At 46.5% G+C, this 23,796-nt stretch carries 19 protein-coding genes; 11 read left to right on the top strand and 8 right to left on the bottom strand.

What is annotated here, in order from left to right:
• Positions 1–30 precede the first annotated feature (30 nt).
• Positions 31–1,164, top strand: a complete 1,134-nt coding sequence (locus NDI48_19205) for a class I SAM-dependent methyltransferase (GenBank protein MEP0833303.1) — start codon at positions 31–33, stop codon at positions 1,162–1,164.
• A 69-nt stretch (positions 1,165–1,233) separates the two neighbouring features.
• Here NDI48_19205 and NDI48_19200 read toward each other — a convergent pair whose 3' ends face one another.
• Positions 1,234–2,274, bottom strand: a complete 1,041-nt coding sequence (locus NDI48_19200) for a hypothetical protein (GenBank protein MEP0833302.1) — start codon at positions 2,272–2,274, stop codon at positions 1,234–1,236.
• A gap of 443 nt (positions 2,275–2,717) precedes the next feature.
• Here NDI48_19200 and NDI48_19195 point away from each other — a divergent pair, with 443 nt between their 5' ends.
• Together NDI48_19195 and NDI48_19190 are read left to right on the top strand one after the other, a co-directional pair.
• Positions 2,718–5,258 (top strand): glycogen/starch/alpha-glucan phosphorylase, encoded by a 2,541-nt coding sequence (locus NDI48_19195; protein MEP0833301.1) that lies wholly within the window; start codon positions 2,718–2,720, stop codon positions 5,256–5,258.
• A gap of 804 nt (positions 5,259–6,062) precedes the next feature.
• Positions 6,063–6,716: a hypothetical protein gene (locus NDI48_19190; GenBank protein ID MEP0833300.1), complete on the top strand. Its 654-nt coding sequence runs from the start codon at positions 6,063–6,065 to the stop codon at positions 6,714–6,716.
• Between the two features lie 160 nt (positions 6,717–6,876).
• Here NDI48_19190 and NDI48_19185 read toward each other — a convergent pair whose 3' ends face one another.
• Both NDI48_19185 and NDI48_19180 read right to left on the bottom strand, forming a co-directional pair.
• Positions 6,877–7,386 (bottom strand): DUF4112 domain-containing protein, encoded by a 510-nt coding sequence (locus tag NDI48_19185; protein ID MEP0833299.1) that lies wholly within the window; start codon positions 7,384–7,386, stop codon positions 6,877–6,879.
• A 284-nt stretch (positions 7,387–7,670) separates the two neighbouring features.
• Positions 7,671–8,579, bottom strand: a complete 909-nt coding sequence (locus tag NDI48_19180) for a YihY/virulence factor BrkB family protein (protein ID MEP0833298.1) — start codon at positions 8,577–8,579, stop codon at positions 7,671–7,673.
• A 137-nt stretch (positions 8,580–8,716) separates the two neighbouring features.
• Here NDI48_19180 and NDI48_19175 point away from each other — a divergent pair, with 137 nt between their 5' ends.
• The 3 genes from NDI48_19175 (at position 8,717) to NDI48_19165 (ending at position 10,475) form a co-directional block, all read left to right on the top strand.
• Positions 8,717–9,202 (top strand): hypothetical protein, encoded by a 486-nt coding sequence (locus tag NDI48_19175; GenBank protein ID MEP0833297.1) that lies wholly within the window; start codon positions 8,717–8,719, stop codon positions 9,200–9,202.
• Positions 9,189–10,085, top strand: a complete 897-nt coding sequence (locus tag NDI48_19170; GenBank protein ID MEP0833296.1) for an AraC family transcriptional regulator — start codon at positions 9,189–9,191, stop codon at positions 10,083–10,085. Before NDI48_19175 ends, NDI48_19170 begins: the two co-directional genes overlap by 14 nt.
• A 126-nt stretch (positions 10,086–10,211) precedes the next feature.
• Complete coding sequence (locus NDI48_19165; protein ID MEP0833295.1) at positions 10,212–10,475, top strand: hypothetical protein; 264 nt, start codon at positions 10,212–10,214, stop codon at positions 10,473–10,475.
• Here NDI48_19165 and thrC read toward each other — a convergent pair whose 3' ends face one another.
• The 3 genes from thrC to rimO form a co-directional block, all read right to left on the bottom strand.
• Positions 10,476–11,597 (bottom strand): threonine synthase, encoded by a 1,122-nt coding sequence (gene thrC / locus NDI48_19160; GenBank protein ID MEP0833294.1) that lies wholly within the window; start codon positions 11,595–11,597, stop codon positions 10,476–10,478.
• A gap of 179 nt (positions 11,598–11,776) precedes the next feature.
• Complete coding sequence (locus NDI48_19155) at positions 11,777–13,177, bottom strand: DEAD/DEAH box helicase (protein MEP0833293.1); 1,401 nt, start codon at positions 13,175–13,177, stop codon at positions 11,777–11,779.
• Positions 13,178–13,353: 176 nt separating this feature from the next.
• Entirely contained in the window at positions 13,354–14,709 is a 1,356-nt protein-coding gene (gene rimO / locus NDI48_19150) for a 30S ribosomal protein S12 methylthiotransferase RimO (protein ID MEP0833292.1), read from the bottom strand.
• Between the two features lie 198 nt (positions 14,710–14,907).
• On the opposite strand from rimO, the gene NDI48_19145 reads away from it, so the two are divergent.
• The 5 genes from NDI48_19145 to NDI48_19125 all read left to right on the top strand — a co-directional run bounded on the left by NDI48_19145 (position 14,908) and on the right by NDI48_19125 (position 20,623).
• A complete protein-coding gene (locus NDI48_19145) occupies positions 14,908–15,162 on the top strand; it encodes a hypothetical protein (GenBank protein ID MEP0833291.1) in 255 nt (84 codons plus the stop codon).
• An 8-nt stretch (positions 15,163–15,170) separates the two neighbouring features.
• Positions 15,171–16,019 (top strand): BtpA/SgcQ family protein, encoded by an 849-nt coding sequence (locus tag NDI48_19140; GenBank protein MEP0833290.1) that lies wholly within the window; start codon positions 15,171–15,173, stop codon positions 16,017–16,019.
• Between the two features lie 70 nt (positions 16,020–16,089).
• A complete protein-coding gene (locus tag NDI48_19135) occupies positions 16,090–17,079 on the top strand; it encodes a vitamin K epoxide reductase family protein (GenBank protein ID MEP0833289.1) in 990 nt (329 codons plus the stop codon).
• 848 nt (positions 17,080–17,927) lie between these two features.
• Complete coding sequence (locus NDI48_19130) at positions 17,928–20,156, top strand: CHASE2 domain-containing protein (protein MEP0833288.1); 2,229 nt, start codon at positions 17,928–17,930, stop codon at positions 20,154–20,156.
• Positions 20,157–20,305: 149 nt separating this feature from the next.
• Positions 20,306–20,623, top strand: coding sequence for a hypothetical protein (locus NDI48_19125; GenBank protein ID MEP0833287.1), 318 nt, complete (start codon positions 20,306–20,308; stop codon positions 20,621–20,623).
• 27 nt (positions 20,624–20,650) lie between these two features.
• On the opposite strand, the gene NDI48_19120 is transcribed toward NDI48_19125, so the two are convergent.
• Entirely contained in the window at positions 20,651–22,765 is a 2,115-nt protein-coding gene (locus NDI48_19120) for a WD40 repeat domain-containing protein (protein MEP0833286.1), read from the bottom strand.
• A 2-nt stretch (positions 22,766–22,767) separates the two neighbouring features.
• Positions 22,768–23,604: a hypothetical protein gene (locus tag NDI48_19115; protein ID MEP0833285.1), complete on the bottom strand. Its 837-nt coding sequence runs from the start codon at positions 23,602–23,604 to the stop codon at positions 22,768–22,770.
• Positions 23,605–23,796 lie beyond the last annotated feature (192 nt).

Below are 23,796 nucleotides of genomic sequence, written 5' to 3'. Positions count from 1 at the left end.
GCAATTTCAGGGAACATAAGGAGTATGCCCATGAACTCTATTACCAGTCTACAAGATATCGAAAAGCATATCCCGATAGTAGGCGATATCAACATCAAAAGCCCCTTTGCCTACCAAGCCACCCGTGGAGCGGTAGAGGTCGTTAACACGGTACAAATGGCAGTTGCAGAAGCTTATATCAATGGATTGGAAGTGCCTGATCCAGTTCTGCGATCGCTTTTTGATACTTGTATGCCCATCTTCTTTCAGTATTTTCCCTCCCTACTTGCTCCCTATGAATGGGTATTAAAAGAAACGGATAATCTTGCAGAAGGGTCACGGGATCTAATGAAAATTCAGTACGATTTACCTCAAGTAATGCTGAATACTATGTTGGGTAATGGGAAACTTATTTATCCGAAGTACAGCATGGGATTGTGGGAAAAAGGAGCTTCCAACCTTGAGCAATCCCAGATGCACATGATTGATGATGTGATTGAAAAGCTAGACATTAAAGATGGCGACAATATCTTAGACTTCGGATGTGGTTGGGGTTGCGTTCCAAATTATATTCTTTCCAAATTCCCCAATGTCAGGTTTACAGGGCTGAATTTGAGCCATGAGCAATGCGAATATATGCGCCACAAAATGCAAGACCCTGAAAGCTACCTGAGTTCAGGTCGATTTACTCTACATGAAGGGGATTTAAATGACGCCAGATTCGAGGAGAAGTTTGACAAAATCCTCTCGATTGGTGTTTTTTGTCATGTTGGTAATTTAACAAAAACCTTCCAAAAATTAGCTTCTTTTCTGAAGGATAACGGCAAGGTGTTTATTCACATCATCACAGTCCGCATCCCGAACAACATGTCCAGCGTTTACACCCACAAATACATTTTCCCCCACGGTCGCTACTGGAATAACGATGCCGTTCCCAGCCATAACAGAGACCTCAAAACCATTAAAAGATGGTATCTTAATGGGTCTAATTACTCTAAAACACTAGCCAATTGGTTACATAATTTTGACGAGAACCAGGCAAGCATCAAAGATTTAAATTATGGCATGGATTATGCCAAGTTTCGCCGGATATGGCGGTTCTATTTGATATGGTTTGTTGCCAATTTCGCCAGTTGTGATGGTGAATATAACGGTAACGGGCAATATTTGATGGTTCATGCTTAATCGTTGAGCAAGCCGACACTAGGGGTTGCCAGCCTTTGTGCGTCTGCGCTTGCCCAGAAAAAGCCGAGACTAGGAATTGGAATCGGTCAGGATTTTCAGCCGAACGATCTGTTCACCCGTATCATCTAACGGCACTTCGATCACTTCATTAACAAGGCTCTCTAGGCAACTGAGGAGCGATCGCAAATGAGGTGTACTTGCACCTGTATCCACATATAATCGGTCTGATAAACTGCCGAGACGTTTCCAGGTGGTGTAGAGTTTACCAACTGTTTGTTCGAGGGTTGATGCCTGTTTCACTAAATCAGCGGCGGTATTTAAACAGTCGAGTCGCAGGGCTTCTTCTAGTGCCATTTCCATATCCAGGGACGAATGCTGAATCGCCTGAACTTGGGCAGCCGAATCGAGATACTTCGCTAAATAACGGGCGTCGGATGTTACCTGTTTAATGGTATCGACATCGGGATTTGAGGCAACTTCCTCTTGTAAGGGTTTCAGGTGGATTTCGGGCAACTTCTCCATTTCTTTAACAAGGGGTGCCAGGTAACGCGCTGGCATCGTACCCGCAGTGGCTTTTTCCTTCACTTCATCGGGTAGCAATTCTGAAGACATCGCTGTCCATTCATCGGAGAGTTGCTTTACCTCACGGCGGGTAATGCGATCGCCTTTTTCGGCTGCTTCTGTTACCAGTTGCTGCACTTCTGGGGCGGATTTAGCTGTTTCCACAAATGCCCGTTTGCTAAAGTTGCGGATGGCATCGGTGCTGAGTTTGCCTTCAGCTAACAGGGTATCGGCACTGTTGGCGAGTTCAATCAGGGAGTAGGCTTGACTCTTGCTGATTTCTCGACTTTTGAGCCAGTTTAAAAATCCTGTTCCCCGTCCGTCGCCTCCTCGTTTCTCCCTGTCACGGACTACACGCAGAATTCGCCCCCGCCAGATTTCGGTTTGTAAGTCGAAGCGATCGCAGACTAGCCAGGCATTATCAACTAACTGCTGAAAGTCATACTCTTGAATCCCCTCATCTTCTGGATCGGGGAGATCAAAATTGAGATCGACGGGTTCTTGGAGGACAGCAGCCAGTTCAGCGGTAGATTGGGGGACTTGAGCCATAGGGAAGCGATCGCCAAGTGATAGACGGATTATTATTGCACGCTTCCCAAATTATAGGAGGTACCCCACAGATAGGGGTTTTGACCATTTTGTCAAGGACACAACACAAGATGTAATGCGGGATCGGCGCAATTTCCTGCCAGCAACTAACGCCTCAACTTTCGCAGGGTGGGAGCCATCTTTCCATCTAGATAGTGTAGGCTTTGAGCGCAACGGGGTAGGAGTAGTGATTCGGCGCTACTAAGCTAATGTTGATTAGGCAGGACTTATACCTTATTGAAGGTTTAAACTCTACCCCCGTAGAGTAAGTCTTTCTACTCTGCTAGTAAAGGCTCTGCATAAGTCCTGTTTGCTCATGTACTGATGATCGCAGGCACCTAGACACAATGACTACCCATGAAAATTTATTCGAGCAGGCTCATCGTAGACCTGTACAGCCTGACATGGCTCCCCCAGAGGATGTACGGATTCAGATTGAGGACGATCGCACTGGCTTGACGGTTGAGACGCTTAAACGAGCCATTGCCGATAACCTTTACTACATCCAGGGAAAAAATGAGTCTTTAGCTACACCCTTCGACTATTACATGGCACTCGCCTATACCGTGCGCGATCGCCTACTCCATCGCTGGATTAATACAACGACTACATATCTTGAGAAAGATGTCAAGAGTGTACATTACCTGTCGGCAGAATTTTTGATGGGGCGGCAGTTGAGCAATAACCTGCTTAACTTAGGTCTGTACCAGCGAGTTCTGCAAGCGCTCCACGAATCTGGCCTCAACCTGAATGACCTGATCGTACTCGAAGCGGAACCCGGACTGGGAAATGGAGGGTTGGGGCGTCTGGCGGCTTGCTTCCTCGACTCCCTCGCAACCTTAGAAATTCCGGCGGTTGGCTACGGGATACGTTACGAATTTGGTATTTTTGACCAACGGATTAAGGATGGTGCTCAAGTTGAATACCCTGACAAGTGGCTCCGCTTTGGCAACCCCTGGGAACTCCGACGCCCAGAATTAACCGCTGAGGTACTCTTCGGAGGGCACACAGAAGCTTACCTGGATGCCCAGGGCAATTATCGAGTGCGTTGGATTCCAGAGCGGAAAATTTTGGGCACGCCCTACGATACACCGGTGCCTGGGTATAACAACCATACGGTGAACGTCCTGCGTCTGTGGCGTGCGGGTGCTTCTGAAGAGTTCGATTTTCGCGTGTTCGATAGTGGTGACTATGTCGGTTCCGTAACCAGTAAGATCTTCTCCGAAAATATTTCCAAAGTTCTCTATCCCAACGACAACACAGAGCAGGGTAAGCAACTACGGCTAGAGCAGCAGTATTTCTTCGTGAGCTGTTCTTTACAGGACATTATCAAGACTTACCGACGAAATCATCAGAATTTCGACCAATTCCATGAAAAAGTAGCCATCCAACTCAACGACACTCATCCTTCCATTGGTGTGGCTGAGTTAATGCGGCTGTTGGTGGATCGGTACCACTTGGGTTGGAACCGAGCTTGGTTCATCACCAAAAACACCTTTGCCTATACCAACCATACCCTGCTGTCAGAGGCTCTGGAACGCTGGCCTGTGAGCTTGTTTCAACGCCTGCTGCCCAGGCATCTGGAGATTATCTATGAAATTAACCGCCGCTTCCTGGATGAAGTGCGTGCCAAGTATCCCGATGACACGGGACGACTCGCTCGCATGTCCCTGATTGAGGAAGGGGGTGAAAAGTCCGTCCGCATGGCCCACTTGGCTTGTGTCGGTAGCCATTCGATTAATGGGGTGGCGGCATTACATACAGAATTGCTTCAGCAAGATGTCCTGCGAGACTTTTACGCCTTGTGGCCTGAGCGGTTCAATAATAAGACGAATGGGGTGACACCGCGTCGCTGGCTGTTGTTGAGCAATCCCAAGTTATCTGAACTGATTACCGAGAAGATTGGCTTGGGTTGGGTAACTCAGCTTGACGAACTCAAGCAACTAGAAGCCTTGGTGGATGATACCGAGTTTTGCCAGCGCTGGCGTCAGATTAAGCAAGAGCGTAAGCAAGAATTAGCGGAGTACATTCTGCTCTACAACGATATTGCCATCGATCCCAATTCCTTGTTTGATGTTCAGGTTAAGCGGCTTCATGAATACAAACGTCAGTTGCTCAACGTGTTGTATATCATTACGCTGTACAACCGGATTAAGAAGAATCCGAATATTGATATCTTGCCCCGAACCTTTATCTTCGCCGGGAAAGCAGCTCCGGGCTACTTTATTGCCAAGCTGATTATTAAGTTAATCAATTCGGTGGCGAAAGTGGTTAACAACGACCCTGATGTGCGCGATCGCCTCAAGGTTGTGTTCCTCGAAGGCTTCTCTGTCTCTCTGGGTCAGCGAGTTTACCCAGCGGCTGAACTCTCGGAGCAAATCTCCACCGCCGGCAAGGAAGCCTCCGGAACCGGTAATATGAAGTTCGCGATGAATGGGGCGCTGACGATTGGTACCCTGGATGGTGCCAATATTGAGATTCGGGAAGCTGTGGGGGCAGAAAATTTCTTCTTGTTTGGTCTCACCGCCGAGGAAGTTTACGCCCTCAAAGCCAAGGGATACAATCCAATGGATTACTACAACACGAATGGGGAACTGCGGGAGGTAATGGAGCGGATTAGTTCGGGATACTTCTGTCCAGAGAATCCCGATTTGTTCCAGCCGATTGTCAATTCGCTGATGCACAAAGATGAGTATCTGCTGTTTGCAGACTACCAATCTTATATCGAGTGCCAGGAGCGAGTCAGTCAAGCTTATCGCAATCAGGAGAACTGGACTCGGATGTCGATTCTCAACTCGGCGCGTATGGGCTTCTTTTCCAGCGATCGCACTATTCGGGAGTATTGCCAGGATATCTGGAACGTGGAGCCAGTCAAGATTGATTTAAAAGAGTACAGCCAAGAAACTGCTGGTTTGAAGCTCTCTCAACCACCAGCCATCTCGTAACCTGAGAGAATAACGCGCCTGCCCAAGGCGATCGCACTATAGGTAGGGTGGGCATTGCCCACCTTATACCATTTAACCCAGAGGTTACACCTCGATCCCCCAACCTGCTCATCCTCCTATGAACTCCGCTCATCTTTAGCGGTCGATCCGGCTAAAAAAGGGGGGAACAGAACAGGGGGCCAGATTTCTTTCTGTCCTACTAAGTTGGCTGACTCTTCTCAAGAAGGATACAATAATTGGCACAGATTTGATGGCTGCGTTCACGTCAGGTTCGCGTACCGCAGCATTGAGCAGCTAACTGACTAAGCTGCAACATTACCAAAGGCTTTACTATTAACAACTGAGTTGCTATTACTCCATTTTAAAACAGCTTTTGAGTCCGCTTGACGACTCAAGGCAAACCTCCTATCCTGTTGCGTTAGCGTACTATTCCTGGAGGAAGATGAAACCTATTCTAGTTAGATTAATCCGGTTTTTCACCTAATTCGTACAGGCTCATAAAGTTTCCTGTATCCAGCACTGTCCGCTTATGGAGAATGCGGTTGATGGCTTGTGTTTCAGCTCTGTTTCGTAGCTCAAGCTTCCAGGATGGTTTCAATCGACTCTGACCAAATATTAAGTTATTTGAATCTTAATTTTCTTAATGTTTCTTGTTCAATTCTCACGATTAATGGCGCAACCCAACTATCCCTAGGGAAGCTACACTAAAGAGGGATGTTACTAGTTTTTAATTTCTACAAATTAGAGGATGGGGATAAAAGTCTCATGAGTCTTAACACCGTTAAATTATCATTAGGTGATTGAATGCGTGCCATTACTAGAGAAAGTAAATCAAAATCTTTAACTTCCTTTAAAGATAAAGACCTGGCGATAACTAATCTTTTGGGGCAGTTTCCTCAAAAAATAATAGAAAAGCATCTCAGGAAATTTCATATTAATAAAGAAATTAATGCTTTTGTCTTAAGAGAGTTTATTGAACAGTTTTATATCCATTTAGCTCAAGATTTACGCACCCATAGTGACTCTCATTATGAATTATCTTTACGTTTAGTGTCTAATCAAAAAGAAACTAACAATATTTTTTATTATCTTTTGGGTTTTGAAATCCTGAAAATGATTTTTCAGATGAGCTGGTTACAGCATGAACGGTTATATGGACTACAGAAAAACCAAGATAGTTTTATCAATAATTATATAAAACCTATTCAAAATACTCATCAAATTAATGGAATTATTGTTCCTAAACATGAAAATATTTTTTTTGCGAAACGGAACTATTTCGTCAAAAGACCTTGCATCAAAGAGAAAAAATTGAATGAATTAGTCATGGCTACTTTTACAACAGACACCGTAAAACATTTAGGCTTTTTGATGATTCGTCATCTGAATTTCTTAGTATTCGACTATGCCTATATTTTTAGCGATGAACCAGAAGCCTTATTTTTTTGTAATTTTTGACGCGTTCTCAATTTCCTACTTACCCTGACTATCTGGAAAATAGGGAGTAGGAAAAGATGGGCACGATCCACGTTGTGAGGGTTAACTCACGGTGCCTACCTTAGAGTTTTTGCTGGCTGATTCTCCTGTATTGAATGTTGCCCATTCAAAGTGCGATCGCTTAACCTGTGATTGCACTAAAAAGCCACCTCAACAGCATGACGCTGATGGCGGCGACACCCACCACTACTAAAAGCAGTACCCCAAATAGCAGCGCCAGAAACAACCAATCAACCTTTTTTCGAGTCGGGGAAGGAGGAATTTTTAAGTGTTCTTCCAGCAGAACAATATTTTTGGTATTTGCCTTCCAAGTCACATCGACCAAATCCCCCAATACAGGCACAGTCCCACTGAGTGTATCAACAATAATATTCCAGACCATTTGAACTAAAGTCTCTCGTGGTACCCCCATTCGTGCCGCTTCCAGCACAATATAAGCGGAGACAGCGGTTCCGAAGAAATCACCACCTCCCGGTAACAGACCGATGAGGGGGTCAATACCAATGCGATAAGATGTCCCCGGAATGGGAATCGCGTTATCTAGGATGTGGCTCAACCGACGCAGACGCCGAAAGCTAGATATCCTAGCATCACCGGATGGATGGGAAGATTGAGGAGAGATTTGGGACATTGTTTAATTGACTTAGCGTTTAAGGTTTGAAAAATAAAGGATGAAATATTTATCCTCTATGAGGATGACAGAAGATTTAAAGCCCCTTCCATTTCGTTTCCCTCCCATACTCTTTAAAAGGGGCACCAGACACCACCCCAGACCAGCTTGAGCTTGGCAGAAATAACCCACCCGTTGGCCACGGGGGAGATCTCGGAGCAAGCTTTTACGTTAATCCTATTGAAGTGGTGGAAAACTTTTGCCACGTTGCACTAGGGAGGTACTTTGTAGGTGTTGCTTTTGAGTCATTCTTTGAGCTTTATAGTTCTGCTGAGACTGTTTAGGAATCTGCCTTGTTGCATGGTCTCTCCTACGGTGACGTTGAGCTGGTCGCCTAATAAAAGTACCAAAGAAGTCATATAGAGCCAAAGTAATAAGACAATGACTGCACCGACGGCTCCGTAGACTTTATTGTAATTGCCAAAGTTCGTGACATAAAGCCGAAACAGCGCTGAGACAATTGCCCAGGAAATTGCCGCCAAAACGGCTCCTGGCATAATCGGTGTGCCTTTAGTCCAACGACTGGGGCCATAGCGATAGATAAAAGCACAACCTGTAGCAATGATACCCAACGCTAAAGGCCAACTTAAAAGCCGCCATAGGGTCAATAGGAGCGATGCTCCACTATGAGCAACGACTATTTTCACCAGCCAATCACTGACGAAGACCAAGAAAGAAGCCAGAACTGAGAATAAAATACTGCCAATCGTTAAACCTAAGGATACTAATTTAGCTTTCCAAAAGGGTCGTGTTTGTTCTGGAGGAATTTTATGCATTTGATCGAAGGCGTTCATCGCCGCACTCAGCACCCCAGAAGAAGCCCAAATGGCGAAAACAAAGCTCAGAGAGAAGAGGCCGCTACTTTTTGTGCGGCTAATTTCCAGCTTGAACTGACGAATGAGTTCCACAACTTCGTAAGGAGCCACTTCGCTAAGCTGACGTACCAGGTTACGGAAGGTGGATTGTAAAGATTCTTCAAACAGTCCAATTGCCGTGAGAATCGCTAAAATTGCTGGAAACAGGGCTAATATGGCGTTATAGGCCATTTCAGCAGATAGTCCCATCAGCCGACGTTCTATGGCACGGGCGAACGTTTTCCTTAGGGTTGCCCAATTGAGGTGGCGAAAAAAACGAAAAAAACGCGCAGACAGCATAGGTACTGAGTTTGGCAGCAAGGTATGTTAATGATTAATCTGCCAAATTTATAAGCGATTGACTGATCAAAAGAGGTCGGTAATGTGACCGACACAAGGGAGTATTAACCAGAAAGCTATTACAGGAGCGGTTGTCGATGAACAACGATATCAAGCAGTGGTTAAACGAAATTAAGCAGCTCAAGCAGCAACTGGCAGATACCGTTAGCGATCGCGATGCCGCTTATGAGAGTGCTGATAACTGGCGTAAACTATACACCAACGAAGCACAGCAACGTCGTACAGAAGCGAAGCTGGCACAACAACAAATGGAATCCCTCAAGGTTCAAATCCAGCAACTCACAGGAGAGAGTTCTCGCCTGAGTGCGGATGATCCTGAAGGGGAGTCAGCACTTGAGCAGGAAGTGACAGGACTGCTAACGCCTGAAGAATTGAAGGCAAAGCTGAAAGAGGTATTAGTGGAACGCGATCGCCTAATTGATGCCTTAAAAACTGAGCAATCTAATCATGCTCAAACCCGCAAAAGCTTAACTGCCGTCATTGGCGACACCATCGACCAGCTGAATAAGGAACGGGGCAATCAACAGTCTAGTTCAGAATCCCAGGAACTTGAACAAAGATAAACCTTTAACGATTGACGGCACCCATCGAGACGCTTTAAAGCTAATTCTGCCGCGATCGCCTATTCTCTCAAGTTATCAGGCAGGCTGGGAAGGTATTCACTTTGCCTATTACCGACAATCGGCTCACGAAGTTCCTGAATTTTGCCTTGCACAGCACATTATCAGCATCCATGTCGGTTATTCCCCGGCAAGGCTGACGGTAAAGGGACATTTTCAGAACGAAAATTACAGCAATGGCGAACTTGGTATCTTACCTGCTAACCAACCCAGTCCTTTAACCTGGTGCAGTGGAGAAGCTGAGTTTATCAACCTCTATCTTGAACCCACAAAATTGGCTCATATTGCCTACGAATCAGTTGATGTAGAGCATGTTGAGCTTATATCGCAAGTCAAGATACGCGACCCGCTCATTCAACACATTGGTCTGGCACTTAAGACTGAACTTGAATCAGGTGAAGTGGATAGTCGTCTGTACGCTGAATCAATGGCGACTGCCCTTTCAGCTCATCTACTGCGGCGATACTCTACAAAGCCACTTGTTATTCGAGACTATACAGGCGGACTGCCAAAGTACAAATTGAGGGAAGCGATCGCCTACATTAACAACCATCTTGATCAGGACTTAAGTTTGACTCAACTTGCCACTCTAGCCCAGATGAGTCCTTATTATTTTGCTACTTTGTTCAAGCAATCTACAGGACTTGCACCGCATCAGTATGTAACTAAATGCCGAATTGAGAAAGCAAAACAGTTGTTGAAAAGCCGAGACTTAACAATTATAGAAATTTGTCACCAAGTCGGTTTTCAAAGTCAAAGTCATTTCACAAGAGTTTTTCGGAAGCACACAGCAAAAACACCAAAAGTCTACAGGGAATTACTCTGAAATTTTAACAATATTAGAATATTTTTCACAAGAACGGGCAAGACAACAGTAAGGCGCGATCGCTAAACTCGCAACCAGAGGCAGGGCTAGCTGTCCTCTTACAGTTCATTAGAGTTTCGATTCAACATGGCTCGTTTTCTTATCGGCACAATCCCCGCTTTTGGACATGTCAATCCTGCTTTACCTATTGCTCGCAAGCTCGTAGAGCGTGGTCATGAGGTATGGTGGTATACCGGGAAAGATTTCCAGTCTCATATTGAGGCGACGGGCGCACGCTACGTTCCCATACTCAATGCGTTCGATCCCTCTGACCCGAAGAAAATGCCTGAATCCTTGTTAGAAAAGCTGGAACAACTGGCGGCAATAAAACAGCCAGTGCATGAAAAATGATTAATCCTTCAGTCCCATTGCCTGAGCCACTGCTGCTGTGGTTGGCTCAATTCCTGGTTTGAACTGGTTATTGCTGTGGTTGATTGCCGTATCTGGGTCTTTAAGACCATTACCCGTCAGCACACACACCACTGTTGATCCTGGGGGAACTTGGTCTTTGACTTTTAACAAACCCGCTACCGATGCGGCGCTGGCGGGTTCACAGAAAATTCCTTCTTGAGAGGCGAGTAACCGATAGGCTTCGAGAATTTCGGCATCGGTGACGCTATTAAATTGTCCTTGACTCGCTTGTTGCGCGGCGATCGCTTTTTCCCAACTCGCGGGATTTCCAATCCGAATCGCTGTCGCCACTGTTTCCGGATGGGTGAATATTTTGCCTGTCACCAAGGGAGAGGCTCCAGAGGCTTGAAATCCCATCATCCGAGGCAATCGGTTACATTTTCCCTGCTGATGGTATTGACAAAAACCCATCCAATATGCTGTGATATTTCCTGCATTTCCAACTGGGATACACAGCCAATCCGGAGCATCGCCCAAATTATCGACTACCTCAAACGCGCCTGTCTTCTGGCCTTCTAAACGATAGGGGTTAACGGAGTTGACCAAAGTCACAGGATAACTTTCTGCCATCTCCCGCACAATATTCAACGCTTGGTCAAAATTCCCCTTAATCGCGAGCACTTCTGCCCCATAAAGTAAAGCCTGCGCCAGTTTACCGAGTGCCACATATCCATCGGGAATCAACACAAATGCCCTCATCCCACCACGACGGGCGTAGGCGGCGGCTGATGCCGAGGTGTTACCCGTACTCGCGCAGATTACTGCCTTGGCTCCGGCTTCCTTTGCCTTAGAAATGGCCATAGTCATCCCCCGGTCTTTGAAGCTCCCGGTGGGATTGAGTCCGTCAAATTTCACCAGTACCCGTACCCCTTTGCCAATGATTTGGGCGATCGCCGGGACAGGAATCAGCGGAGTGTTGCCCTCCTGCAGGGTGACCACGGGAGTCGAAGCGCTGACTGGTAAATAAGGACGGTATGCCTCAATTAAACCCGGCCAGTTCAGACGCCGGGGAGCGGTGCCTTCAAAGGCAGAGGAATCGGCAGCAGACAGAGTTGAAGCCACAATCGTTGCAAAAGTTTTGAAGTAGGGAGTGGGCAGAAGGAAGCGGGAAAAAAAGTAAGAGGTATGAAGTATGAGGTTTCAAAGTCAAACAACCTGGGTGATTACCGAGTGATCTAACTTTTTTTTGCCTTCATACTTCATACCTCCTCCTTTTTTCCTACTTCATCTTTTGTTTCAGTTTATCGTGAACGGTTCGGTGTTACAGAGGGTTGGGGCTTGTCGCTCTGACGCTTGATGATTTTCGGCCGTTCCACCATCGACCCATCATCATAATCACCTGCCATCCAAGCGGGTTGGGTTTGGTCGTAGACCATTTGCAGGGCAGCGGCTGCGATCGCATGGGGATCGTATTCCTCACTCAAATCGCGCACCACTGGTAGGAAGGAGGCCATCCGTTCCCCTGAAAGGGCTTCGCGCAACTGGTTTTGCAGTTTTTCCAAACGCTGCGCCTCAATTTGGGAGCGCGTCGGAATGCGGGAAACGACCAAGGCTTGCCGCACTTTTCGCTCAATCAGGTTCAGCTTGCGACGGTCAAACGGTTGAATTATGGTAATTGCCGTCCCCGTCTTGCCCGCGCGACCGGTACGACCGATGCGGTGAATATAACTTTCCACCTGATCAGGCAGGTCGTAATTAATCACATGGGTGAGGTGATCCACATCTAAGCCGCGTGCGGCAATATCGGTTGCCACAACCCAGCGCACCTGACCGGCCTTGAAGCGGTACAGCAAGCGCTCTCGTTGGGACTGGCTCAGGTCGCCGTGATACTCATCTACACTGTGACCTGCGGCTTGCAATTGGCTGGTTAGTTCAGCCGCTGCTTTGCGTGTCCGCACAAAAATTAATGCGGCTTCCGGGTCTTCCAGTTCCATGATGGGCTGGAGTGCTTTGGCCTTGGTCCAACCACGCGGCACCATATACACGCGTTGTTCAATCCGCGACGGGGTTGCTTTGGGTTGCTCAACGGTGACGGTAATGGGTGATTTCAGGAAGTTGTTGATTAAATCCCGGATCGGGCGGGGCATGGTGGCTGAGAAACAAGCCGTCTGACGCTCTTTCGGTGATTGTTGGAGGATTTTCTTGACATCATCAATAAAGCCCATGCTCAACATTTCATCGGCTTCATCCAGCACCACCCAGCGCACTTGATCCAATCTCAAGTCACCCCGGTCGAGTAAATCGATCACCCGTCCTGGTGTGCCCACGACGAGTTGAGCGCCACGTTGCAGGCTTTTGATTTGCCGTTCAATGGATTGACCGCCACAAACTGTCAGGACTGACAATCGGCGGTTGCCAGAGAAGTCACGAATCGCATCAGCGACTTGAGAGGCTAACTCTCGCGTTGGCGTCAGAATTAAGCCTTGTACGACTCGGTTGTCTAGGTCAATCTGCTCTAGTATGGGCAGCGAAAATGCCGCTGTTTTGCCAGTACCCGTTTGGGATTGACCGACGACATCACGCCCCGCTAGGATTTCGGGAATTGCTTGGGTTTGAATGGTGGTTGGTGCTGTAAAGCCCAATTTTTCCAGTTGATTGACACGAGCTTCAGACAGGCCCAGGCTTTTAAAGGAAAGGGTCATAGGTTAGTGTTCGCTGTTAGGTTTTTAGTTGTTAGTGATCGAGAATCCGTTGTCAAAGCGTTAAGGGGGGCAAGGTTGAAAAGTTTAAGGGGGGCACGTTTCAGGTGAGAAGGTTGGAAGTTGAAACTCGTCTTCTAACCGACTTATCCTGAACAATTGCTCGCCCTGCAATACTTCTAAAGAGCCACCTGTAATCCTTTAACAACTGACGAAGAATGAGGGACTACAGAACCATACAGGTCGTAGGCATCCGCATCAGTAATTTCCACTCCCACGATTGTGCCCAAGGGAGCATTGCCTTGGACGTAAATCAATCCATCTACCTCAGGGGCAAATCGAGTAGAGCGACCAATTAATTCACCTGTTTCAGGGTGTTCTTGCTCAATCAAGACATCAACCACCTTACCGACACAAGCCTGATTCCTTTTCCAGGAGATGGGCTGCTGAGCTGCCATCAGGGCATCCCGACGGGCATCCATTACGTCTTGGGGTAGTTGGTTTGGCAAGTTGTAGGCCGAGGTACCCTCTTCCGGAGAAAAGGTAAAGACACCTACATGGTCAAACTCATGGCGCTGGACAAACTGGAGTAAGTGATCGAAGTGTTCGTCTGTTTCACCAGGAAACCCGACGATAAAGGTTGTCCGCAGCACTGCATCGGGCAGTGCTGTTTTGAGGCGCTCAATAATCCTGTCATTCACCTGTCCCTGCCAGGGGCGGTTCATGGCGCGCAGGATTTCTGGATGGGAGTGTTGTAGGGGTAAATCCAGGTAAGGAAGGACATTCGGGGTTTCCTGAATGGCCTGAATTACGGCTGGGGTCAAACCCGTTGGATAGGCGTAGTGCATCCGAATCCAAGGGATGTTCACTTGACCTAACGCTCGTAAGAGTTCTGCTAACTTCGGTTCGCCATAAAGGTCTAAACCGTAGTTGGTCGTAATTTGAGAAATCAAAATGATTTCCTGCACGCCTTCAAAAGCCAGTTGTTTGGCTTCCGCGACGATGGATTCAATCGTGCGCGAGCGCTGTTTTCCCCGAAGATGGGGAATGATACAGAACGCACAGCGGTAGTCACACCCTTCAGCTACCCGTAGGTAAGCAACACCCTCCGAGGTCGTTCGGTAGCGCGGAGTTGTCTCGTCAGCAATATATGTCGGTTGTGCCGAAACTTGCTTAACGCGTTCGCCCGCTTCTACTCGTTGAATCACATCTACGATTTTGTTATAATCGCCTGTCCCAACTACTGCCACAGCTTCAGGCAACTCATCCAAGAGTTCGGCCTGGAAGTGTTGCGCCATACAGCCAGTAACGACAATTTTTTTATCAGCTTCTGCTAATTCGACCAGGGTGCGGACAGACTCTTCACGAGCTGCTCCAATAAAACTACAGGTATTTACAATAACATAATCCGCTAACTCTTCATTAGTATCGACCGGATAACCGGCTTGAACCAGTAGGCCCAGCATGTGTTCCGTGTCGATGCGATTTTTTTCGCAGCCCAAATGAGAAATTGCGATAGTTGGCTTGTTGCCCATGCGGTCATGCGGTTGTGTTTACTACGGCTTGAGTGAGTGGGGTCGCGACCTTGTAAAGGTGCATTTTACATCATTAAGCATTCGGCCCACCCACACTCCAGTAGTCCGGATGTTCCTTATCCTTTCTTAACCCCCGTTACTTATTGTAGATAAAATTTTATTGAGATATCCAAACGAGTAGCAAAAAAAGAGCTATTTATGCCAACATTCCCTGACCGAGGTGATTGGAGCTTGGGAAAAACAGTTGAAAGTGACGCTCTGGCGATCGCTACGGCTCAGGCTGCGCGAACAATAGGGCAAGTGGGTCGGTTGGCGAGGATTGCGGGTTGGCACATGCTAACCTTTAACCTTCAACCCTCAACCTTCAACCCTCAACCCAGGTTCGAGTCACCCTTGTTGGCTCTCAATCGGAGAGCATTGACAGGTAGGGCAGAAAGTAGCCGGTGTTTTTAGGTAGATACGTGGACTTACTTCAAATTTTCAAGACACCGAATCCAATTATTGGTGTGGTTCATCTACTGCCGCTCCCCACATCGCCCCGCTGGGGAGGGAGCTTGAAGGCGGTCATTGATCGCGCAGAGCAGGAGGTGACAGCACTGGCTTCTGGGGGAGTCGATGGCGTAATCGTCGAGAACTTTTTTGACGCCCCATTTACGAAAAACCAGGTCGATCCCGCTGTGGTTAGTGCCATGACGCTGATTGTGCAGCAACTGATGAATCTGGTGACGCTGCCAGTGGGGATCAATGTATTACGGAACGATGCCCACAGTGCTTTAGCGATCGCCACCTGCGTCCCTTGCCAATTTATTCGGGTTAATGTCCTCACCGGGGTCATGGCAACAGACCAAGGATTCATTGAAGGACAGGCTCATCAATTGCTCCGCTACCGCCGGGAACTGGGCAGTGATGTCAAAATTTTGGCAGATGTTTTGGTCAAACATGCGCGGCCTTTGGGTTCCCCCAATCTCACAACAGCGGTGCAGGAGACGATCGAACGCGGGTTAGCCGATGGCGTGATTCTTTCAGGTTGGGCGACGGGTAGCCCTCCGTCTTTAGAAGACTTGGAATTGGCCTCTGCTGCCGCTAACGGTACACCCGTTTTTATTGGTAGTGGAGCGAACTGGGAAAACATCTCCACCCTGATGCAAGCGGCTGACGGCGTGATTGTTTCCAGTTCTCTGAAGCGGCGGGGGCGGATTGAGCAACCTATTGACCCGATTCGCGTCAGTCAATTTGTGGAAGCGGCGCGATGCAGCGTTGCGGCAAAAATCGAACCACAACCCATGGCTTCCGTCAAGCTACATTCGTAAATAGATTAAGCAACTCATGACAGGCGTGCTGCCTGTCTACCCACTCACAAAGAACAACCCACAACTAATCATGAGTCGCCGACGTTCTGCTCCCTGGATTCACCGTTGGTCTCGTCAGCTAATCGGCGCGATCGCACTTCTCGGTGTTCTAGACACTGCCTATCTCACGCTAATCGAGTATGGGGTTTTCCAAAAAGTAGCGGGGTGCCCGACTACTGGCCCGATCAACTGCCAAGCTGTTTTGGAGAGCAGCTATGCCAAGGTGTTCGGTGTGCCTTTGAGCTTGTTTGGTCTTGTGTCCTATGCGGCTATTGCCCTGTTTGCTTTCGCTCCTCAATTGCTGAAATCATCCGAGCAAAAAGACCTCCGCAGCGATGTGGAGAACTGGACTTGGCTGCTGATATTTGCCGGTAGCATCGCTATGGTGGTTTTCAGTGGTTACTTGGTATACCTGATGTCCTTTAAAATCAAGGCATTTTGTATCTACTGCTTAGCCTCAGCTCTGTTCTCCATTACCCTATTGGTGCTGGCAATCCTAGGTCGTGCGTGGGAGGATATTGGCCAACTCTTGTTCACGGGTATTTTGGTTGGCATGGTAGCCATCATTGGGACTTTGGGAGCTTACGCCCAAGGGGGTGGTGCGCCAGCCAAGACCATCGGTTCTCGCACCCCAATTCCTGTTGCCACTACCACGCCACAACCCGTAATTGGTTGGGAAGTCACAACAACCTCTGGTGAAGCTGAAACCGATCTAGCGCGTCATCTGGCAAAAGTGGGTGCCAAGGAATACGGTGCCTACTGGTGTCCTCACTGCTATGAGCAGAAGCAGCTTTTCGGGAAACCTGCCTACAAGGAACTCAACTATGTTGAGTGTTCCACTGATGGCAAAAATGCTCAGCCACAAGTCTGTAAAGAAGCTGGCGTTAAATATTTCCCTAGCTGGCAAATTAACGGTGAATTGACCTCTGGCGTGAAAACTCTCGAAGAACTTGCTGATTTGACCAACTATCAAGGTTCACGAAACTTCAAATACACGTTGCCAGGACAGTCAACCCAATGACATTCCCCCCATCTCAAGGCAAGGCTCTAGGGAGGTGAAGCATTCGAGAGAAGATTGATTTTACAGACTTTTATCCTCTCTAGGAGCGTGTCGGAGCAACGACTACTTATACCGATTCTTGGAAGTTCTTCCGTTGATAATCCCAACCTTTCCTTTCAAAGGTTGGGATTTTTATTTTTGCTGTCTCAACTTTTGGGAACTTTTGCTTCTATCGAAACTTGCAGGATGGCGGTGAGGTTTCTTAGCGATTTTTTGTAATATAGCAGTCCCCAAGGCGACTCTTGACTCTCGCCAAATACTGAAACATTGACCCGTCAATATGCATCCCTTCTGCCTTGGAGCCTCCTCGTATGATCTCCGCTGCCTCATCATCCTCACTAAAGCTCCGGCGGTCGCTCCGGTGCCTTTTGCTATACCAATTTGGCTTGAGTATAATTGGCGAATAATACCGTTTCTCTGATCATTGGCAACAGCTCTCGTTTTACTCCCCTCTTTTTACGCTTGGGCAAGTGGTGTGTTCGGAACCGAAGGTAAGGATGAGAATGAGGAGGTTGGGGTGGAGTTTAAGATGTAGCAAGTCAAAGGGAAAAGGTATAACTTCTGCAACAGGCTCTTTCAACCTTGCATATGCGTCAGGGAAATCTAGGCTGAACTTTTCAGATACACAGCACTTTTTCAACTAGGTTGTCAGACCGGCTATTAAACCTATCTTCTGATTACTCAGGGAACGCGAACAGGCCATAATTTCTAATGCTATAAAAAACAACTATACAATCAGTTGGTTGATAACAAATTGTATCGATATGCTGTATATAGCTGCATCTTGCAACAATCGTGCAGTCAGGTAGATGTTAAAAGCAAGTCTAGGTCGAAGGCTAAAGCAGTGGTTTCACGGCGAACGTCCAGTTTTAAAAGCCTCTGTTGGCGTCACAGGCGCTATCATTCTTCTTCGTCTCATGGGGTTACTACAGTCATCAGAGCTTGCCGCTTTCGACCAACTGTTCACCCTGCGTGTAAAAGAACCCATCGATCCTCGGATTGTAATTGTTGAAATTAGGGAACAAGACCTACAGGAGGCAGGACAATGGCCGATTTCCGACCGCTTAATGGCTCAACTGTTGATGAAATTAAACAGTTATCAACCCCGCACAATTGGTTTAGATATTTATCGCGATTTACCGGTTGAACCGGGTCATGAGGAATTTATCAAAGCTAGTAAAACTATTCCCAATTTGATTGGGATTGAGAAACTTCCAGGTAAAACAAGCTTTGGCACGAGTTTGGGTGTTGCCCCCCCAAGGGTGTTAAATCAACGTCAACAGATTGGGTTCAATAATGTTGTAGTAGACAACGATGGCAAATTACGTCGAAGTTTATTTTATTGGCATGTGGCTGGCCAAGCCCGCCAAAGTTTTGCGCTCAAGCTGGCTTTGATTTATCTAGAGGCAGAAGGCATTATGCCCAAAGCAGCCAAGGTTAATCCTAACTATTTGCAACTGGGTGGGAGGGTATTTCCTGCCTTCCAAGGCAATGACGGGGGTTATGCACGAACGGATAGTCAAGGGTATCAAGTTTTAGTTAACTTTCGACACCCCGGTAGCTTTCACACCCTTTCTATGGCAGATGTGCTGGAAAACCGAGTTGATCCCAGTTGGATGCGCGATCGCATTGTTTTGATTGGTTCAACCGCACCGAGTTTACAAGATTTCTTTTACGTCCCCTATAGCAATAGTTTGATCGGTTCAGCACAACCGATGTCTGGGGTTGAAATCAACGCTAATTTTATCAGTCAAATCCTGAGTAGCGTCCTTGAGGAACGACCCTTAATCAAGGTTTGGTCGAATCCATTGGAACTCTTATGGATTTTCAGTTGGACGTTTTTGGGTGCTGAACTGATTTGGCATATGCGCTGGCGAAGTCGCTTCGCTCAGGGGCATCAGTTCCGACGAAGCCAAAGAACATTACCTCGACGTGCCTCTGTGCGTCTCCTCCTAGCCAGTATGGCGCTGGGTGGCATCTGTTACCTAGCTTTTTGGGCGGGTTGGTGGTTGCCATTCGTCCCTGCTGTGCTTGGACTCATCGGTTCGGCGGTGTTGATTACCAACCATTTGGCTCATATTCAGGAAGAATTAAAGCGCTCCAAAGAATTTTTGCAGACTGTTATTAATACTATTCCTGACCCCGTTTTTGTTAAAGATAAAGAGCATCGCTGGATTATTTTGAATCATGCGTATTGTAAGTTCATCGGCTATCCTTTGGAAACTTTAATGGAAAAGTCAGACTATGATATTTTTCCCCAGCATGAAGCAGAAATTTTCTGGACTCAAGATGAACTTGTCTTTCAAACCAGTCAACCCCAGGAATCTGAAGGAAAATTTACGGATGCCTTTGGCATAACTCATCTAATTTCTACCAAAAAGTCTCTCCACAAAGACGCTGCTGGCAATCTCTTTCTGGTTGGGATTATTCGAGATATCACAGAGCGTAAACGAGCGGAAGAAGCACTTAGACAAACGGCTGAAGATTTGACTCGTTCTAACCAGGAACTCAAACTTTCAGAAGATCGATTGCGTTATCTGGCTTATCATGACCCCCTAACTGGCCTTGCTAATCGTAAGCAGTTCCACGAACGCCTGAGTCAGTCTTTGACTTGGGCACAAAGCAATAATCAGTTGGTCGCACTCATGTTTATTGATTTAGATGGTTTTAAGCAGGTCAATGATACGTTGGGACATGATATTGGCGATCAACTGTTGAAGATTGTGGCTCAACGACTTACACATACTGTACGCAGTAGTGATATTGTCTCGCGTTTGGGAGGTGATGAGTTTACCGTGATTCTCTCCAATATTGCAAAAGTGGAATATGCCGCCCAAATTGCCGAGAAGATTTTAGAGAATCTGTCTCAAGTTTTTGTGTTAGATGGGCAAAATGTTTTTGTAACTGGCAGTATTGGAATTAGTATCTATCCCCATGATGGGGAAGAGGAGGAAACTTTAATTAAGAGTGCTGATTCCGCCATGTATCGCTCCAAACAACTCGGTCGAAATCAATATCAATTTGCTCATTCTTTATAGAATATACGGTTTAATCCGTCACGTAGGAATTGCTCATAGTAACCGCTTCAGCGGTAGCGGTTTCCTATTTTGTTTTATTTTATGCCTAATCCTGATATTTGATAAAAATAAAGCATTTTTCGTTAGGGGCTGATAGAGCCGTTAGTATTATGAGATATGCCTCTGAACAGAAAAGACTAAAAGAGATTATCAAAGGTAAAAAAACAAGACAGTTTTTTGAAAATTACGTGAACCCATTATGTATGTGGGATTCTAGCCCTCGATATATTAAACATCCAAAAGATATTCGGAGACTAGATAGATTTATTTGTGCTATTTCACGTTTTGGTAGTAAGATAAATATTTCTGAACTTGAGAGATACTTGATTGAGGACTTAGCTTGGTCAAAAAAAAATGCTAATTGGGTGCTACAGCGTATTGAGACGGGTCTTGAGATTCTGAAGGCTAGTAAAAATTTTACTAGTTAAGTTTTGTAATTACAGATGCACAAAGATCTAAGCTGTAGGGTCACTAACCCCTATCATCGTCACTGGAGACAACTGCCAAACCTCAATGTCGTTACCAAAGCCACTAACAATAGTCTGCTGATGGGGACTGAACGCAACAACAGAGCTAACTATCCCGGAACCAGAAGTGTAGAGACGCTCCCCAGTACTCACATTCCACGTCATAAATGCCCAACTGGCACTAGCAAGAGTTTGCCCATTTGAGCTGAAAGCAACTAAACGAACACTGGTTGGATCGTCGATGTCACTGAAACCTGCTGGAAGAGTATGAACCAAAGCTTTGGTGTGCAAGTCCCAGAGTTTAACTGTTCCGTCCTCACTAGCGCTAGCAAGAAACTGTCCATCTGGATTAAATGTTACAGAAACGACCTCGAACAAATGCCCAGTGAAAGTGTGAACTATCTCCCCAGTGTATAAATTCCATAGATGAATCTTACCGTCGTTCGTACCACTAGCAAGCATTTGTCCATCGGAACTAATAGCAAGAGATTCGATTTTGAAACAAAAATCAGGCAGAGGGCTACTAAGACCGATTGAGAAGCACATGTGATCGAACTGCTTAGTAGAGAAGGTACGCAGCCGTTCTCCTGTATCTAAACTCCAGACATCTATTAAAGTTGGAGATGTCGTGCTGCTGAATGAGCTGCTAACTAAAGTCTTCTCACTAGGATTGATGGCAAGAACTTCACCATATCCACCTATGTTATGTAGGAGTTCTCCAGTATTAAGATCCCAAATGTTTATTGAGCCGAAGGATCGATCTAACAAGCCTCCAGAGTGACCACTAGCAAGTTTCTGCCCATCGGGACTGATGACGACAGAGAGAACCGAGCTTGAATGAGCATCAAGGGTGTGTAGTCGCTTCCCAGTATGTAGATTCCAAAGCTTGATCGTATTATCCCAACTGCCACTCGCGAGGGTCTGCCCATCAGAACTGATAGCAACTGACGAAACATTGCTTGAATGTCCAGTGAGGGTGTGTACACAATTCCAAAGCTGTGTTTGACGTATTGTATCTTCTGTTTCAGCAGAAGGGGACATTCGCCAAATATTGATAGAGCCATCCGAACCCCCACTAACTAGGGTCTGACCATCAGGGCTAAAAGTTACAGACAGAACCGATTTTGAATGCCCACAGAGGATATAAATTAGTTTGCCAATGTCCCGATCAAAAATTTTTATTGTCCCGTCTTCAGTGCCACCAGCAACGTTTTTACCTTCAGAACTGACAGCGATAGAACTATACTGGTTGTTAACCTCGCTTTCAGTTGCCAAATAACACAGCAGTTCATCACTTTCCAGATTCCATAATTCAATGGTTCTTGAACTGTTCCAATCACTAGCATAGGCGAGCGTCTTTCCATCAAGGCTAATGGTGGCTAGAAAATATAACTCCGAAAAAGTACCCAGAAAATTTCCTGTAGCCAGCTCCCAAAGTTTTATTCCACTATATTCACTTCCAGTGACAAGAGTCTGACCATTAGGACTGATAGCAAGCCAAAGGATCGCACCTGAATACCCTGAGAGAGTATGTAGTTGTGTTCCTGTACTTAAATTCCATACTTTAACTGTTTTGTCTCCACTACCACTGACAAGGATTTTTCCATCAGGACTAAAAGTGATAGACACTACTGCCTCTGAGTGCCCTAATAGTGTACTGAGCAACTCCCCGGTATCCAGCTTCCATATCTTTACTGTTTTATCTTCACTGCAACTAGCAAGGATTTGTCCATCGGGACTAAAGGTGACAGACCAAACTATATCTGAATGCCCCGTAAAGGTACGAAGTAAGTCGCCTGTGTTCAGGTTCCAAATCTTGATAGTCTTATCATCACCACAACTGGCAAGGGTCTGACCATCAGGGCTGATAGCTACAGAATAAACGTTCAAATGCCCTATGAGAGTGCGTATACATTTCCAAATCAGCTTTTGAGGCGTGGTAATTTCACTTGTCTGCCTGGAAACCTCTAAGCCTGCCTCAGATTTATCCAGTTCCTTCGCTAAATCCAATCCCCTTTGAATCAAACGAGAAGAATACCTTATCAGCCTCGGCTCACCTACTGGAACAATACTTTTCTTCTTTTCCTCCTTGTCACTACTCATGCTCAAAAACCTACCTTAGCTTTCAATTCCTCTAACCGTACTTTTGCAGCAGCAATCTGCTCATCAATTTGATCTGCCATTTCTGCTAACAAGTCACGCCCTTCCTGGTGTGTAGCAATGACTTTTTCTCTAAGTTGGTAAAGTGCCGATCGCTTCAACGCCTCAATTTCTACCTGAATCTTCTTTAATCGCTCCCGAACTTGGGCAATTTTGCGAATAGTGCGAAGGAGTTCAGCCTCGATTCCTTCCCCTTGAACCGATTCAGGACTGTTTTCCCACTCACGTAAAATTGCACGCAGTCCTTCCTCATCTCCATCCTCATAGGATTGATTCGCCTCAGCCATGAGTTGCTGTCTGCGCTGGCGCTCAATTTCATCTGTCGCCAAATCTGGATGAATACGTTTAGCAACTTCCCGATACAGTTTCTTCAGACTCTCCAATGGCTTGAAGTCTCTCAAAAACCTGGAGCCGTCAGTTGTATTCTCGTCAGTAGTTTGTTCAGAGTCTTTTGCCCTAGCTGATGCTTGTGCTTCATGAGCAGCCTGCTTAGAGGCTTGTGCTTTTTCCCAAGCTTCTTCAGCCTGCTTTCGAGTCTCAGAGTCTTTTGGATTCAAGAATGCTAAATACCTAGCAATCTCAGCCTCTATCTCATCCAGTTCGGCATATCGGATGCCAACAACTCGTAGATATTCCCGCTCAAAGGTGTGTAACTCTGCCTGAACCGTTGCTAAATCCAACTCTCGCTCAGCCAACTCTGCCTCAAGTGCAGCCAGTTCGCGTTGATGGTTTTCCAATTCTTGCTCTTCAGGTGTTAAGCTTCTGGCTAAATTAATAGTCATGCCGCTGATTGACTTGCTCGTGTGAGGATGTACTTATAGAGTTCCCAACTATCTATTCCAAGTAACAACCTCAAATCAAAAAGCACAGTCAATTGGTGAAATTATCGAAAAGCCTTAATAACTCCCCATCGTCACCTCCCCCATTTGACAGATTAGAAAGAAAGTTTTTGGAATAGCTCCGATACAGCCAGG

It is taken from the genome of Microcoleus sp. AS-A8, assembly GCA_039962225.1.
Classification (GTDB): domain Bacteria; phylum Cyanobacteriota; class Cyanobacteriia; order Cyanobacteriales; family Coleofasciculaceae; genus Allocoleopsis.
Note: the sequence above shows the minus strand (reverse complement) of the source record. Positions and strands in the feature narration are given on the sequence as shown.

Excerpts from the sequence above, each read along its gene's own strand:
- NDI48_19205 (MEP0833303.1), top strand. The coding sequence starts at position 31 with ATGAACTCTATTACCAGTCTACAAGATATCGAAAAGCATATCCCGATA.
- NDI48_19200 (MEP0833302.1), bottom strand. The coding sequence starts at position 2,274 with ATGGCTCAAGTCCCCCAATCTACCGCTGAACTGGCTGCTGTCCTCCAA.
- NDI48_19195 (MEP0833301.1), top strand. The coding sequence starts at position 2,718 with ATGGCTCCCCCAGAGGATGTACGGATTCAGATTGAGGACGATCGCACT.
- NDI48_19190 (MEP0833300.1), top strand. The coding sequence starts at position 6,063 with ATGCGTGCCATTACTAGAGAAAGTAAATCAAAATCTTTAACTTCCTTT.
- NDI48_19185 (MEP0833299.1), bottom strand. The coding sequence starts at position 7,386 with ATGTCCCAAATCTCTCCTCAATCTTCCCATCCATCCGGTGATGCTAGG.
- NDI48_19180 (MEP0833298.1), bottom strand. The coding sequence starts at position 8,579 with ATGCTGTCTGCGCGTTTTTTTCGTTTTTTTCGCCACCTCAATTGGGCA.
- NDI48_19175 (MEP0833297.1), top strand. The coding sequence starts at position 8,717 with ATGAACAACGATATCAAGCAGTGGTTAAACGAAATTAAGCAGCTCAAG.
- NDI48_19165 (MEP0833295.1), top strand. The coding sequence starts at position 10,212 with ATGGCTCGTTTTCTTATCGGCACAATCCCCGCTTTTGGACATGTCAAT.
- NDI48_19155 (MEP0833293.1), bottom strand. The coding sequence starts at position 13,177 with ATGACCCTTTCCTTTAAAAGCCTGGGCCTGTCTGAAGCTCGTGTCAAT.
- rimO (MEP0833292.1), bottom strand. The coding sequence starts at position 14,709 with ATGGGCAACAAGCCAACTATCGCAATTTCTCATTTGGGCTGCGAAAAA.
- NDI48_19145 (MEP0833291.1), top strand. The coding sequence starts at position 14,908 with ATGCCAACATTCCCTGACCGAGGTGATTGGAGCTTGGGAAAAACAGTT.
- NDI48_19135 (MEP0833289.1), top strand. The coding sequence starts at position 16,090 with ATGAGTCGCCGACGTTCTGCTCCCTGGATTCACCGTTGGTCTCGTCAG.
- NDI48_19130 (MEP0833288.1), top strand. The coding sequence starts at position 17,928 with ATGTTAAAAGCAAGTCTAGGTCGAAGGCTAAAGCAGTGGTTTCACGGC.
- NDI48_19125 (MEP0833287.1), top strand. The coding sequence starts at position 20,306 with ATGAGATATGCCTCTGAACAGAAAAGACTAAAAGAGATTATCAAAGGT.
- NDI48_19120 (MEP0833286.1), bottom strand. The coding sequence starts at position 22,765 with ATGAGTAGTGACAAGGAGGAAAAGAAGAAAAGTATTGTTCCAGTAGGT.
- NDI48_19115 (MEP0833285.1), bottom strand. The coding sequence starts at position 23,604 with ATGACTATTAATTTAGCCAGAAGCTTAACACCTGAAGAGCAAGAATTG.